At 67.8% G+C, this 13,876-nt stretch carries 14 protein-coding genes; 11 read left to right on the top strand and 3 right to left on the bottom strand.

Features of this window, described 5'->3' with window-relative positions; translation table 11 throughout:
• Positions 1–2 precede the first annotated feature (2 nt).
• From CFB41_RS28280 to CFB41_RS28255, 6 genes are all read left to right on the top strand, one after another.
• Positions 3–956 (top strand): choline ABC transporter substrate-binding protein, encoded by a 954-nt coding sequence (locus tag CFB41_RS28280; RefSeq protein WP_089441815.1) that lies wholly within the window; start codon positions 3–5, stop codon positions 954–956.
• Between the two features lie 83 nt (positions 957–1,039).
• Positions 1,040–1,969 (top strand): 3-keto-5-aminohexanoate cleavage protein, encoded by a 930-nt coding sequence (locus tag CFB41_RS28275; RefSeq protein ID WP_039366557.1) that lies wholly within the window; start codon positions 1,040–1,042, stop codon positions 1,967–1,969.
• A gap of 87 nt (positions 1,970–2,056) precedes the next feature.
• A complete protein-coding gene (locus CFB41_RS28270; protein WP_039366226.1) occupies positions 2,057–3,022 on the top strand; it encodes an L-carnitine dehydrogenase in 966 nt (321 codons plus the stop codon).
• A gap of 12 nt (positions 3,023–3,034) precedes the next feature.
• On the top strand, positions 3,035–3,523 hold the full coding sequence (locus CFB41_RS28265; RefSeq protein ID WP_089458733.1) for a thioesterase family protein: 489 nt from the start codon (positions 3,035–3,037) through the stop codon (positions 3,521–3,523).
• A 33-nt stretch (positions 3,524–3,556) separates the two neighbouring features.
• A complete protein-coding gene (locus CFB41_RS28260) occupies positions 3,557–4,513 on the top strand; it encodes an alpha/beta hydrolase (RefSeq protein WP_089458732.1) in 957 nt (318 codons plus the stop codon).
• 22 nt (positions 4,514–4,535) lie between these two features.
• Positions 4,536–5,732, top strand: coding sequence for a TauD/TfdA family dioxygenase (locus CFB41_RS28255; protein ID WP_089458731.1), 1,197 nt, complete (start codon positions 4,536–4,538; stop codon positions 5,730–5,732).
• A 197-nt stretch (positions 5,733–5,929) separates the two neighbouring features.
• Here CFB41_RS28255 and CFB41_RS28250 read toward each other — a convergent pair whose 3' ends face one another.
• The 3 genes from CFB41_RS28250 to CFB41_RS28240 all read right to left on the bottom strand — a co-directional run bounded on the left by CFB41_RS28250 (position 5,930) and on the right by CFB41_RS28240 (position 7,885).
• The gene (locus tag CFB41_RS28250; RefSeq protein ID WP_089426868.1) at positions 5,930–6,226 is read right to left on the bottom strand and encodes a DUF4148 domain-containing protein; all 297 of its coding nucleotides are present in this window, start codon (positions 6,224–6,226) and stop codon (positions 5,930–5,932) included.
• Positions 6,227–6,440: 214 nt separating this feature from the next.
• Complete coding sequence (locus CFB41_RS28245; RefSeq protein ID WP_089459019.1) at positions 6,441–7,427, bottom strand: oxidoreductase; 987 nt, start codon at positions 7,425–7,427, stop codon at positions 6,441–6,443.
• 167 nt (positions 7,428–7,594) lie between these two features.
• Complete coding sequence (locus tag CFB41_RS28240) at positions 7,595–7,885, bottom strand: DUF3331 domain-containing protein (RefSeq protein WP_039366241.1); 291 nt, start codon at positions 7,883–7,885, stop codon at positions 7,595–7,597.
• Between the two features lie 665 nt (positions 7,886–8,550).
• Between CFB41_RS28240 and CFB41_RS28235 the strand changes: the two genes are divergently transcribed.
• The 5 genes from CFB41_RS28235 to CFB41_RS28215 are packed head-to-tail and all read left to right on the top strand — an operon-like array spanning position 8,551 to position 13,870.
• The gene (locus tag CFB41_RS28235; protein WP_089458730.1) at positions 8,551–9,315 is read left to right on the top strand and encodes an SDR family oxidoreductase; all 765 of its coding nucleotides are present in this window, start codon (positions 8,551–8,553) and stop codon (positions 9,313–9,315) included.
• Positions 9,316–9,355: 40 nt separating this feature from the next.
• A complete protein-coding gene (locus CFB41_RS28230) occupies positions 9,356–10,198 on the top strand; it encodes an ureidoglycolate lyase (RefSeq protein WP_089441821.1) in 843 nt (280 codons plus the stop codon).
• 23 nt (positions 10,199–10,221) lie between these two features.
• Entirely contained in the window at positions 10,222–11,499 is a 1,278-nt protein-coding gene (locus tag CFB41_RS28225) for an L-fuconate dehydratase (protein WP_089458729.1), read from the top strand.
• A 43-nt stretch (positions 11,500–11,542) separates the two neighbouring features.
• Complete coding sequence (locus CFB41_RS28220; RefSeq protein WP_089458728.1) at positions 11,543–12,319, top strand: SDR family oxidoreductase; 777 nt, start codon at positions 11,543–11,545, stop codon at positions 12,317–12,319.
• A 12-nt stretch (positions 12,320–12,331) separates the two neighbouring features.
• The gene (locus tag CFB41_RS28215; RefSeq protein ID WP_089458727.1) at positions 12,332–13,870 is read left to right on the top strand and encodes a sugar ABC transporter ATP-binding protein; all 1,539 of its coding nucleotides are present in this window, start codon (positions 12,332–12,334) and stop codon (positions 13,868–13,870) included.
• The last annotated feature ends 6 nt before the right edge of the window (positions 13,871–13,876 follow it).

Genomic DNA, 13,876 nt, shown 5'->3' with positions numbered 1-13,876 from the left:
CCATGAAGTCGACGAAGATCGCCGCGCTTGTCGCGGCCGTGCTGGCGACCGGCGCGTTCACGCACGCGGCGCAGGCCGAAACGGATGCCGCGACGTGCCGCACCGTGCGTTTCGCGGATATCGGCTGGACCGACATCACGTCGACCACGGCGCTCGCGTCGACCGTGTTCGAGGCGCTCGGCTACAAGCCGACCACGACGATCGCGTCGGTGCCGATCTCGTTCGCCGGCCTGAAGAGCAAGCAGCTCGACATATCGCTCGGCTACTGGTGGCCCGTGCAGCAGAAGCAGCTCCAGCCGTTCCTCGACAGCAAGTCGATCAACGTCGTCGAGCCGCCGAACCTGTCGGGCGCGAAGGCGACGCTCGCGGTGCCGAGCTACGAATACCAGGCCGGCCTGAAGACCTTCGAGGACATCGCGAAGCACCGCGCGGAACTCGACGGCAAGATCTACGGGATCGAGCCGGGCAGCAGCGCGAACGCGACGATCCAGAAGATGATCGACACGAACCAGTACGGGCTCGGCGGCTTCAAGCTCGTCGAATCGAGCGAGGCGGGGATGCTGGTGACGGTCGAGCGCGCGATCCGCGAGAAGAAGTGGGTCGTCTTCCTCGGCTGGGAACCGCATCCGATGAACATCCAGATCAGCATGAATTATCTGTCCGGCGGCGATGCGTCGTTCGGCCCGAACTACGGCGAAGCGCGCGTGTACACGCTCACGGCCCCCGACTTCATTTCCCGCTGCCCGAACGCCGGCAAGCTCGTCACGAACCTGCGCTTCTCGACGCAGCTCGAGAACCAGCTGATGCAGTCGGTGATGAACAAGACGAAGCCGGCCGACGCCGCGAAGGCGTACCTGAAGAAGAACCCGCAGGTGCTCGATCCGTGGCTCGCGGGCGTCAAGACGTTCGACGGCAAGGATGGCCTGCCGGCCGTGAAGGCGTATCTCGGCCTGTGATCGATGGCCCGCGCGCCGTACGCGGCGCGCCCTGACGAAACATCCGCATTGCGACACAACCCGATTCAAGCGAGGCAACCAGCATGAACCACGAAGTCATCATCACCTGCGCCGTCACCGGCGCGGGCGATACGGTCGGCAAGCATCCGGCGATTCCGGTCACGCCGAAGGAGATCGCGGCCGCCGCGATCGAGGCCGCGAAGGCCGGCGCGACGGTGGCGCACTGCCACGTGCGCGATCCGCAGACGGGGCGCGGCAGCCGCGACCCGAACCTGTACCGCGAAGTGGTCGACCGCATCCGCTCGGCCGACGTCGACGTGATCATCAACCTGACCGCCGGCATGGGCGGCGATCTCGAGATCGGCCCGGGCGAGGACCCGATGCGTTTCGGCAAGGGCACCGACCTGGTCGGCGGCCTCACGCGGCTCGCGCACGTCGAGGACTTGTTGCCCGAGATCTGCACGCTCGACTGCGGCACGCTGAATTTCGGCGATGGCGACTACATCTACGTATCGACGCCCGCGCAGTTGCGCGCCGGCGCGAAGCGCATCCAGGAACTCGGCGTGAAGCCGGAGCTGGAGATCTTCGACACGGGCCATCTGTGGTTCGCGAAGCAGTTGCTGAAGGAAGGGCTGCTCGACGATCCGCCGCTGTTCCAGCTGTGCCTCGGCATTCCGTGGGGCGCGCCGGCCGACACGGGCACGATGAAGGCGATGGTCGACAACTTGCCGCCGGGCGCGCACTGGGCCGGCTTTGGCATTGGCCGCATGCAGATGCCGATGGTCGCGCAGGCGATGTTGCTCGGTGGCCACGTGCGGGTCGGCCTTGAAGACAACATCTGGCTCGATCGCGGCGTGCATGCGACCAACGGCACGCTCGTCGAGCGCGCGAGAGAGATCATCGAACGGCTCGGTGCCCGCGTGCTGACGCCGGCCGAAGGCCGCCGCAAGCTCGGCCTGCCCGCACGCGGCGAGCGTCCGCTCGAACGCCGTGCGATCGCCGAGTTCGCATGAGCTTTTACGAGACTGATTGACATGACGCGGCGGCGCGCACAGGTGCCGCCGCCCACCGATTTCCCCTGATTTGAAGGATGCGTTGACATGGCTGTGAAGACCGACATCAAGACGTTCGCCGCCATCGGCACCGGCGTGATCGGCAGCGGATGGATTTCCCGCGCGCTCGCGCATGGTCTCGACGTGGTCGTGTGGGACCCGGCGCCGGGCGCGGAAGAGCGGCTGCGCGCGAACGTCGCGAATGCGTGGCCCGCGCTCGAACGCGTCGGCCTTGCGCCGGGCGCCGACCCTGCGCGGCTGCGTTTCGTCTCGACGATCGAGGCCTGCGTCGCCGACGCGGATTTCATCCAGGAAAGCGCGCCCGAGCGCGAGGCGCTGAAGCTCGAACTGCACGAGCAGATCAGCCGCGCGGCGAAGCCCGACGCGATCATCGCGTCGTCGACGTCTGGGCTGCTGCCGACGGATTTCTACGCACGGGCGACGCATCCGGAGCGCTGCGTGGTCGGCCATCCGTTCAACCCCGTCTACCTGCTGCCGCTCGTCGAGGTGCTCGGCGGCGCGCGCACGTCGCCGGAAGCGGTCGAAGGCGCGATGGAGGTCTATCGCAAGCTCGGCATGCGGCCGCTGCACGTGCGCAAGGAAGTGCCGGGCTTCATCGCCGACCGCCTGCTCGAAGCGTTGTGGCGCGAGGCGCTGCACCTCGTCAACGAAGGCGTCGCGACGACCGGCGAGATCGACGACGCGATCCGCTTCGGCGCGGGCATCCGCTGGTCGTTCATGGGCACGTTCCTGACCTACACGCTCGCGGGCGGCGATGCGGGCATGCGACACTTCATGCAGCAGTTCGGCCCCGCGCTCGAATTGCCGTGGACGAAGCTGGTCGCGCCTACGCTGACCGACGCGCTGATCGACAGCGTCGTCGAAGGCACGACCGAACAGCAGGGCACGCGCAGCATCAAGGAGCTCGAACGCTATCGCGACGAGTGCATCACCGAGGTGCTGAAGTCGATCGCCGCGGTGAAGGCGCGGCACGGGATGCGATTCGAAGACTGAGGACGACAGACGATGACCGGCGATACCCCGCTGACGATTTACCGCGACGTGGTGCGGCCCGAATGGGTCGACTACAACAGCCACCTGCGCGATGCGTTCTACCTGCTGATCTTCAGCTTCGCGACCGATGCGCTGCTGGATCGCATCGGCCTCGATGACGCCGCGCGTCGCGAGCGGGGTCGCTCGGTCTACACGCTCGAAGCGCATGTGAACTACCTGCACGAGATCAAGGAGGGCACGCCGGTGCGCGTCGACGCGCGCGTGCTCGCACACGACGCGAAGCGGCTGCACCTGTATCTCGAGCTGTTCGCCGACGGGCACGACGATGCGGTATCGGCGAGCGAGCAGATGCTGCTGCACGTCGATACGCGCGACGGCGCGAAATCGGCGCCGTTCGACGACGACGTGGCCGCACGCGTGGCCGAGCTGCATGCGTTGCAGCGCGATTGCGCGGCGCCCGCGTATGCGGGCCGCGTGATCGGGTTGCCGCCGCGCCGATAACCTGCGCGAACCTTCGACCTCGGAGCGCACACGATGCTCGAACCGGAAATCGCGACGTTCGTTGCCGCTGTCGACGCGTGGTATCCGGCCGACGCGGCGGCGCGCTCGCCCGCCGAACAGCGCCGCCTGTACGACCGCTTCGCGGCCGAATGGACGCCGGCCGTGCTGCCGGCCGGCATCGTGCAGCAGGACGCCGTCTGGCATGCCGCCGACGGCCGTGCGATCGCGCTGCGGCGTTACACGTCCGCGCATGGCACGCCACGCGGCACGGTGCTGTTCTTTCATGGCGGCGGTTTCGTCGTCGGCTCGCTCGACAGTCATGCGCTGATCACCGCGCAACTGGCTGCCGATACGGGGCTCGACGTGATCGCGGTCGACTATCGGCTCGCGCCCGAGCATCGCGCACCGGCCGCGCTCGAAGATTGCCTGGCGGTCACGCGCGCTGCACGCGATGCGCGCTGGCCGTTCGGGCCGTGCATGCATCCGCTGACGCTCGCGGGCGACAGCGCGGGCGGCATGCTCGCGGCAGCCGTGGCCACCGCGTTGCGCGATGCGGGCGAAGGCGGCATTGACGGCATCGCGCTCGTCTATCCGATGCTCGGGTTCGAACCGCAATCGCCCGCGTGCGAAACGGAAGCGCATGCGCCGATGCTGACGCTCGACGACGTCCATCGCTATCGCGCACTGTACTGGAAAGGCGGCTTGCTCGATGCGCTGGGAGACGGCGACCCGCTGCTGCGCGCGTCGGTACCGCTCGCGGCTTCGCGTTTCGACGGCCTGCCGCCCGTGCTGGCGATCGGCGCGGAACACGATCCGCTGCGCGACGACGCGCGTGTGTACGTCGAACGGATTCGCGCGGCTGGCGGGGCCGCGCATTACTGGATGGGAGAAGGGCTGGTGCACGGCTGCTGGCGCGCGCTCGGAACGAGCCCGCAGGCGGCGCGGCTGCACCGGACGGTCGGCGAGTTTCTGCTCGCACCACACGCGTAGCGGGCGTTTCCGGGAGGCAACGATGCAGGCAGCGCAACACCGTATCGAGGACTGGCGGACGTTTTCGGCCGACGTGGCCATTGCGGCGGCGACGATTGGCGACGGCGCGGTGGACGTCGAATGGAGCGACACGCGACGATCGCCGTTTCATTTCGACTGGCTGCGCGACAACTGCGCGTGTTCCGCATGCGTGCATGCCGTCACGCGTGAACAGGTGTTCGAGATCGCCGATGCGCGCGAGGATCTCTCCGCGCTCACGGTGCACGTCGAAACCGACGGCGCGCTGCATGTCGAGTGGAATGACGGACATCGCAGCGCGTGGTCGCCGGGCTGGTTGCGTGCGCATGCATACGACGACGCGTCGCGCGCGGAGCGGCAGGCCGCGCACGGGCGGCACGTGTGGGCCGGTGACGACGCGACGGCCATCGGCGTGTTCGCGTGGCGCGACCTGATGGAGGACGACCGCGCATTGCTCGCGTGGCTCGCCGCGTTGCAACGCACGGGGCTGACGCTCGTCGAAGGCGTGCCGGCCGAGCGTGGCCGTGTCGACGAGATCGCGCGCCGCATCGGGCTGATCCGCGAAAGCAATTTCGGCGTGCTGTTCGACGTCGAATCGAAGCCGCGCCCGGACAGCAATGCGTATACGTCGCTGAACCTGCCGCCGCACACCGACTTGCCGACTCGCGAGCTGCAGCCGGGCGTGCAGTTCCTGCATTGCCTCGCGAACGACGCGACCGGCGGCGACAGCGTGTTCCTCGACGGCTTCGCGCTGGCCGATGCGCTGCGGCGCGAGCATCCGGCCGATTTCGAACAGCTCGCGTCGACGCCGTTCGAGTTCTGGAACAAGAGCGCGAACAGCGACTACCGCTGCTCGGCGCCGGTGATCGGGCTCGACGCGCGCGGCAATGTGACTGAGGTGCGTGTCGCGAACTTCCTGCGCGGGCCGCTCGATGCGCCGGCCGGCTCGGTCGCGGCCGTCTATCGCGCGTACCGGCGGTTCCTCGCGCTGGCGCGCGAGCCGCGCTTTCGCGTGCAGCGCCGGCTGCGGGCGGGCGACATGTGGGCGTTCGACAACCGCCGCGTGCTGCATGCGCGCACCGAGTTCGATCCGTCGACCGGCCGCCGGCACTTGCAGGGCTGTTACGTCGATCGCGACGAGTTGCTGTCGCGGTGGCGCGTGCTGTCGCGATCGGTGCCGGCTGCGACCGCGTCGCGCTGACGGGCGCGCGGTTTCGTCCTGCTCGTACGCGTCCCTCGGAAATGAAAAAACACCCGGACGCCAGGCGCCCGGGCGAAGCCACCCGTTGCCGGGCGGCGGAGGTATGCGTTTCATAAAAACGGACGAGCCCCGCAAGGGGGCTCGTCCGGATATTTCTTCATCGCGCGACGCGCGGCGCCCGCCGAGGGCGCATCGGCTTACTGGCCGAAGAAGATCGAGTCGCGAGCGTTCGACGATGCGGCCGGGGCGCCCGAGTGGACGGCCGGAGCCGGTTGTGCGCCGTAGCCGCTGGTGTCGGCACCATGAACACGCGCTTCGGCGCTCTGGATGTCGTTCGGGTAGTACGGGCTTGCCACGCCCGGCTTGTAGCCGGCTTGTTCGAGCTGGACCAGTTCGTTGCGCACTTGCGCGCGGGTCACGGTGCTTTGAGCGAATGCGCCAAACGAAGCGGACAGGGCGGCAGCGGCAACGACTGCGGAAACGAGCGATTTCATGATGACCTCCGGTGTTTTATTGAGTTCGCTCTCGACACCATGTCTTAAGCGATTGATCAAATCTTAGTCATCGGAAGGTTCAGGGTAAACGCTGGTTTTGACGATAGATTGTTTCCTGGGTGGTAACAGTGGCGCGTCGAATCAGGCTTTCAACCGGCTTTCTTTTCGGTCGGTGCAACAAGTCTGGCGAGTATTGCGGCGGGCGAAGCGCGGTTCAGCGCACCTCGGCCGCCGTGTCGAACGACCGGCCCGGCGAGCGTCCGGCCGATGCGCCCGAACTGAGGAAACGCACGCCCGTCGCGGCTTCCGAGGCTTCCCACAGCAGCGCAGCGGAAGCCACGTCACGCGCCGCGCGTGGCACGCTCGCGGGCGCCGGCAGCCCGCGCGACTCGAACCAGCCGGACGGCCCGATGTAAGCGCCACCGGCGAGATCCGGCGAGGTTGCCGCATGAATCGCGGGTAGCGCGCCCTGGTCGGCCGGCTGCGCGAGATAACGGTTCGCGGCGCGCATCAGTGCGGCACGGGCGGGCGAGCGGTCCATCGCCGGGCCCGCGAACTGCAGGTTGGTCGCCGCGTAGCCCGGGTGCGCGGCCACGCTGATCCCGGCGAACGCCGCGCGCTCGAAACGGCGCTGCAGCTCGATCGCGAACACGAGATTCGCGAGCTTGCTGTCGCAATAGGCGAGATAACGGTTGTAGCGGTGTTCGGCGCGCAGGTCGTCGACGCGGATCCGGCCGCCGCGGTTCAAACCGCTCGACATCGTCACGACCCGCGCCCGGCGCGCGGCGCGCAGCGCGGGCAGCAGATGGCCGGTCAGCGCGAAATGGCCGAGGTGGTTGGTGCCGAACTGCATCTCGAAGCCGTCGCGCGTATGGCGCAGCGGCAGGAACATCACGCCGGCGTTGTTGCAGAGGATGTCGACGCGCCCATGGCGGTCGGCCACATCGGCTGCGAAGCGCGCGATCGACGCGAGATCGGCGAGGTCGAGCGCGTCGACTTCCACACGGGCATCGGGATGGAGCCGGCGGATCGCATCGGCCGCCTGTGCGGCGCGGGCCGCGTCGCGGCAGCCCATCACGACCGTCGCGCCTTTCGCGGCCAGCGTTTCCGCCAGCTGCCAGCCGAGCCCGCTGTTGGCGCCGGTCACGACCGCGACCTTGCCGCCTTGCGCCGGGACGTGGCGCGCGCTCCATGTATGCATGTCTGCCTCCCTCGGCGCGGCCGGGCGGCCGCGGCACGTAATCATTACATTGAGTGGTGTAACGATAGTGCGCGCTGGCGTGGCAGACAAGCGGGGGAACTAGACCGGCGCTTCTAGGGCCGGCGCAGCGGATGGCGCCGCGTGCGGTGACGCGCGGCCGGCGGGATTTACCTGCCGCCGGCAAGTGCGAGCACTTCGGCGGCGGAGATCATCGCGGCCGCGTTCGCGGGCGCCGGGCGTTCGGCCGGGCGGAAGACTTCGTCGCCGCGGTGGATCACCTGGCGCGACAGCGCGCAGGTGCCGGTGCGTTGCGCGAAGCGGCGGCGCCAGCGCTGTTCACCGTAGTGACAGCGGCCGGGCTCGACCCAGCGGACGACGAGCAGCGTATCGGAACGTTCGAGGATTTCGACGTGAACGTCGGCGGGATCGAGCGCAGGCAGGGATTTGGAGGCCTTCATTTGCCGTTTCCTAAAGCTCGTGCGGTTCGGTCATGGCAGTGGATGTCACTACCCGATGGCGAATCCGTAGCGGTTTCCATGAGTGGTGCGCTAAATGTAAGCGTCTGTGACCGGAAAAAACATCCTGTCTGGCTCAAATTACCTTTTGCCGATTTAGAAACAATCCAGGCTTATTTTCTTGGAAACCACAGACAAAAACGCCCCGGACACGAAGCCCGGGGCGGAAAATCGGCCTGCGCGCCGTGTCTGCTCGCCCAGTCACGGAGCCCATCGCCGGGGGGACGGAGGTGCCCGCAGGGATCGAACGCGGGCGGGGTGGCGATGGACCGGATGCGCAGTCCGGTACGTCATGATGGCGCGCGCATCCCGTTGAGACCCTGACGTGAACATGACTTTTTCGTCAGTTTGGCCGGATATTGGGCTGGGCGCGCGCGAAAAAACCCACTGGAAGGCCCGCCGGTATTGGGTTTGTCCGAATTCCGGGGGCGTGCTCCCCGGGCGCCGTTGAACGTCGAATTCCTGCTCGAACGCCCGATTTCCCCACCCGGGTAAATACTGAATCCCGATTCCGTGACAAACGCGGCCTCACTTCCTATGATTGGTTGGACCTTTAGTCCTTTGTGCCAATCGGCCGCCGGGTGGCCGGCTTCTTCGGGAGGTTGCTCATGAGATTGCAGGGCAAACGCGCGCTGGTGACGGCGGCCGGGCAAGGCATCGGCCGCGCGACCGCGCTGCGCTTCGCGAGCGAGGGCGCCGATGTGCTGGCGACCGACATCAACGAAGCCGCGCTCGTGCGGCTCGAGGCCGACGCCGAGCGCGCGGGCGGCCGGCTGGCCACGCGTCGGCTCGACGTGACCGATGCGCGGGACGTCGCGGTGCTCGCCGCGAGCGAACGCGCATTCGACGTGCTGTTCAACTGCGCGGGCTACGTGCACCACGGCTCGATCCTCGACTGCGACGACGAAGCATGGGCGTTCTCGCTGAACCTGAACGTCACGTCGATGTATCGGCTGATCCGCGCGCTGCTGCCCGCGATGCTCGAAGCGGGCGGCGCGTCGATCATCAACATGGCGTCGGCCGCGTCGAGCGTGAAGGGCGTGCCCAACCGCTTCGTCTACGGCACGACCAAGGCGGCCGTGATCGGCCTGACCAAGGCGGTGGCCGCCGATTTCGTCGAGCGGGGCATCCGCTGCAACGCCATTTGCCCGGGCACGATCGAATCGCCGTCGCTGGCGCAGCGGATCGCGGACCAGGCGCGCACGCGCCACGTGTCGACCGACGAGGTGCGCCAGGCGTTCGTCGCGCGCCAGCCGATCGGCCGTATCGGCCGCGCGGAGGAAGTGGCCGCGCTCGCGCTGTACCTCGCGTCCGACGAAGCGTCGTTCACGACCGGCGCGATCCACCTGATCGACGGCGGCTGGTCGAACTGACCGCGCCTCCCATTCACTTTCCGTATCGGCTCAACGCGACATGAAACTGCTGAGATTTGGCGACAAACACCATGAAAAGCCGGGCCTGCTCGATGCGCAGGGCCACATTCGCGACCTGTCCGGCGTGATCGACGACATCGCCGGCGACGCGCTGTCACCCGCCTCGCTCGCGCGGCTGCGCGACATTCCGCCGTCGTCGCTGCCGCTCGTCGAAGGCACGCCGCGGCTCGGCGCGTGCGTGGGCCGCGTCGGCAAGTTCATCTGCATCGGGCTCAACTATTCCGACCACGCGGCCGAATCGGGGATGGAGGTGCCGAAGGAGCCCGTCGTGTTTGGCAAGTGGACGAGCGCGATCTCCGGCCCGAACGACGACGTCGAGATTCCGCGCGGCTCGGAAAAAACCGACTGGGAAGTCGAGCTCGGCGTGGTGATCGGCCAGGGCGGCCGCTACATCGCGGAAGCCGACGCGCTGTCGCACGTCGCAGGCTACTGCGTCGTGAACGACGTGTCGGAGCGCGAATTCCAGCTCGAACGCGGCGGCACCTGGGACAAGGGCAAGGGCAACGACACGTTCGGGCCGCTCGGGCCGTGGCTCGTGACGGCCGACGAAGTGCCCGATCCGCACGCGCTGCGGCTGTGGCTCGACGTCGACGGCCATCGCTACCAGAACGGCACGACCGCGACGATGGTGTTCCGCGTGCCGCACCTGATCAGCTACCTGAGCCGTTTCATGAGCCTGCAGCCGGGCGACGTGATCTCGACCGGCACGCCGCCGGGCGTCGGCCTCGGGCAGAAGCCGCCCGTCTATCTGCGCGCCGGACAGGTGATCACGCTCGGCATCGACGGGCTCGGCGAGCAACGCCAGCGCACCGTGCAGGCCTGATTTCCTTTAACGGACGGTTCGTCATGCCTATCATTCGATCGATGCGCGTCCTCGACGTGCGCTTCCCGACCTCGCGCCAGCTCGACGGCTCCGATGCGATGAACCCGGACCCCGATTACTCGGCGGCCTACGTCGTGCTCGAAACCGACCATGACGGGCTCGAAGGTCACGGGCTCACGTTCACCATCGGGCGCGGCAACGAAATCTGCCGCGCGGCGATCGACGCGATGCGCCACCTCGTCGTCGGCCTCGACCTCGACTGGATCCGCGAAGACATGGGCCGCTTCTGGCGGCACGTGACGTCGGACAGCCAGTTGCGCTGGATCGGCCCCGACAAGGGCGCGATCCACCTGGCGACGGGCGCGGTCGTCAACGCGGTGTGGGATCTGTGGGCGAAAGCCGAACGCAAGCCGCTGTGGCGGCTCGTGGCCGACATGCGCCCCGAGGAGCTGGTGCGCGCGATCGACTTCCGCTACCTGACCGACTGCCTGACGCCGGACGAAGCGCTCGACCTGCTGCGCCGGCAGGCGCCGGGCAAGGCCGACCGGATCGCGCTGCTCGAGCGCGACGGTTACCCGTGCTACACGACGTCGGCCGGCTGGCTCGGCTACAGCGACGACAAGCTGCGGCGGCTGTGCCGCGAAGCCGTCGACGCCGGGTTCGAGTACGTGAAGCTGAAGGTCGGCGCGAACCTGGAGGACGACATTCGCCGCGTGACGATCGCGCGCGAGGTGATCGGCCCGGACCGCAAGCTGATGATCGACGCGAACCAGGTGTGGGAAGTGGACGAGGCGATCGACTGGGTGCGCGAGCTGGCGTTCGCGCGGCCATGGTTCATCGAGGAGCCGACCAGCCCCGACGACGTCGAGGGGCATCGCAAGATCCGCGAGGCGATCGCGCCCGTGCAGGTCGCGACCGGCGAGATGTGCCAGAACCGCGTGCTGTTCAAGCAGTTCATCGCGCGCGGCGCGATCGACGTCGTGCAGATCGACGCGTGCCGGCTCGGCGGCGTGAACGAGATTCTCGCGGTGATGCTGATGGCCGCGAAGTACGGGCTGCCCGTGTGCCCGCATGCGGGCGGCGTCGGGTTGTGCGAGTACGTGCAGCATCTGTCGATGATCGATTACGTCTGCATTGCCGGCACGAAGGAAGGGCGCGTGACCGAGTACGTCGATCACCTGCACGAGCATTTCGTCGAACCGTGCGTCGTGCGCGGCGCGGCGTACATGCCGCCGACGACGCCCGGTTTCTCGATCGAGATGAAGCCCGAATCGCTGGAGCAATACCGGTTCCGCGGCTGACACGCGTCGAGCGTGCCGACACCATGAACGACGGAGACGCGAAGTGGATTTGAATCTGCAACACAAGGTCGTGATCGTGACCGGCGGCGCGTCGGGCATCGGCGCCGCGATCTCGATGCGGCTGGCCGAGGAAGGCGCGATTCCGGTGGTGTTCGCGCGCCACGCGCCCGACGATGCGTTCTGGCGCACCGTCGTGCAGAAGCAGCCGCAGGCCGCATGCATCCCGGTCGAATTGCAGGACGATGCGCAGTGCCGCGATGCCGTTGCGGAAACGGTCACGCGCTTCGGCCGGCTCGACGGCCTGGTCAACAACGCGGGCGTCAACGACAGCATCGGGCTCGATGCCGGGCGCGACGCATTCGTCGCGTCGCTCGAACGCAACCTGATCCACTACTACGTGATGGCGCACTACAGCGTGCCGCACCTGAAGGCGACGCGCGGCGCGATCGTCAACGTTTCGTCGAAGACGGCCGTCACCGGGCAGGGCAACACGAGCGGCTATTGCGCATCGAAGGGCGCGCAGCTCGCGTTGACACGCGAATGGGCCGTCGCGTTGCGTGACGACGGCGTGCGCGTGAACGCGGTGATTCCGGCCGAGGTGATGACGCCGCTGTACCGGAGATGGCTCGACAGTTTCGACGACCCCGACGCGAAGCTGGCCGGCATCGCGGGCAAGGTGCCGCTCGGCCAACGCTTCACGACGGCCGACGAAATCGCCGATACGGCCGTGTTCCTGCTGTCGGCGCGTGCCTCGCACACGACGGGCCAGTGGCTGTTCGTCGACGGCGGCTATACGCATCTCGACCGTGCGATCAGCTGAGGGCGGCGATCCATGCAACCCGACCCGACTCCGAACGCCGCACCGCCGTTGATCGCATTGACCGGCATCGGCAAGCGCTTCCCCGGCGTGCAGGCGCTCGACGACTGCCATTTCGACCTGCGTGCCGGCGAAGTGCATGCGCTGATGGGCGAGAACGGCGCCGGCAAGTCGACGCTGATGAAGATCCTGGCGGGCGTCTACCCGCGCGACGAAGGCGAGATCCGGATGGACGGCCGCGCGGTGGAAATCGCCGATCCGCGCGCCGCGCAGGCGCTCGGGATCGGCATCATCCATCAGGAACTGAACCTGATGAACCACCTGAGCGTCGCGCAGAACATCTTCATCGGCCGCGAGCCGCGCGGCCGCTTCGGCGTGTTCGTCGACGAGGACAAGTTGAACCGCGACGCGGCCGCGATCTTCGCGCGGATGCGGCTCGATCTCGACCCGCGTACGCCGGTTGGCCGGCTCACGGTGGCCAAGCAGCAGATGGTCGAGATCGCGAAGGCGCTGTCGTTCGACTCGCGCGTGCTGATCATGGACGAGCCGACCGCCGCGCTCAACAACGCGGAGATCGCCGAGCTGTTCCGCATCATCGGCGACCTGCGCGCGCACGGTGTCGGCATCGTCTACATCTCGCACAAGATGGACGAGCTGCGCCAGATCGCCGATCGCGTGACCGTGATGCGCGACGGCAAGTACGTGGCGACCGTGCCGATGGCGGACACGTCGATGGACGCGATCATCGCGATGATGGTCGGCCGCCAGCTCGCGACCGAATTCCGCACGCCGCCCGATACATCGGCAAACGACGTCGCGCTCGAAGTGCGCGGACTGTCGCGCGGCCGTGCGATCCGCGATGTCGGCTTCACGCTGCGGCGCGGCGAGATCCTCGGCTTCGCCGGATTGATGGGCGCGGGTCGCACCGAGGTCGCGCGCGCGATGTTCGGCGCGGACCCGGTCGATGCGGGCGAGATCCGCGTGCATGGCAGGACCGTGACGATCCGCACGCCGGCCGACGCGGTGAGGCACGGGATCGGCTACCTGTCCGAGGATCGCAAGCACTTCGGGCTCGCGGTCGGAATGGACGTGCAGAACAACATCGCGCTGTCGAGCATGCGCCGCTTCGTGCGCCGCGGCGTGTTTCTCGATGCGCGTGCGCTGCGCGACACCGCGCAGTCGTACGTGCGGCAGCTCGCGATCCGCACACCGTCGGTCGCGCAGCCGGCGCGGCTGCTGTCGGGCGGCAACCAGCAGAAGATCGTGATCGCGAAGTGGCTGCTGCGCGACTGCGACATCCTGTTTTTCGACGAACCGACGCGCGGCATCGACGTCGGCGCGAAAAGCGAGATCTACAAGCTGCTCGACGCGCTCGCCGCCGACGGCAAGGCGATCGTGATGATCTCGTCGGAGTTGCCCGAGGTGCTGCGCATGAGCCACCGGATTCTCGTGATGTGCGAAGGGCGCGTGACCGGCGAATTGCGCGCGGCCGACGCCACGCAGGAAAAGATCATGCAGCTCGCGACGCAGCGCGAGTCGACCGTGTTGTCCTGAACCAGA

It is taken from the genome of Burkholderia sp. AU33803 (assembly GCF_002223095.1).
GTDB lineage: Bacteria > Pseudomonadota > Gammaproteobacteria > Burkholderiales > Burkholderiaceae > Burkholderia.
The sequence above is the reverse complement of the archived record's forward strand: the minus strand, read 5'-3'. Positions and strand labels throughout refer to the sequence as shown.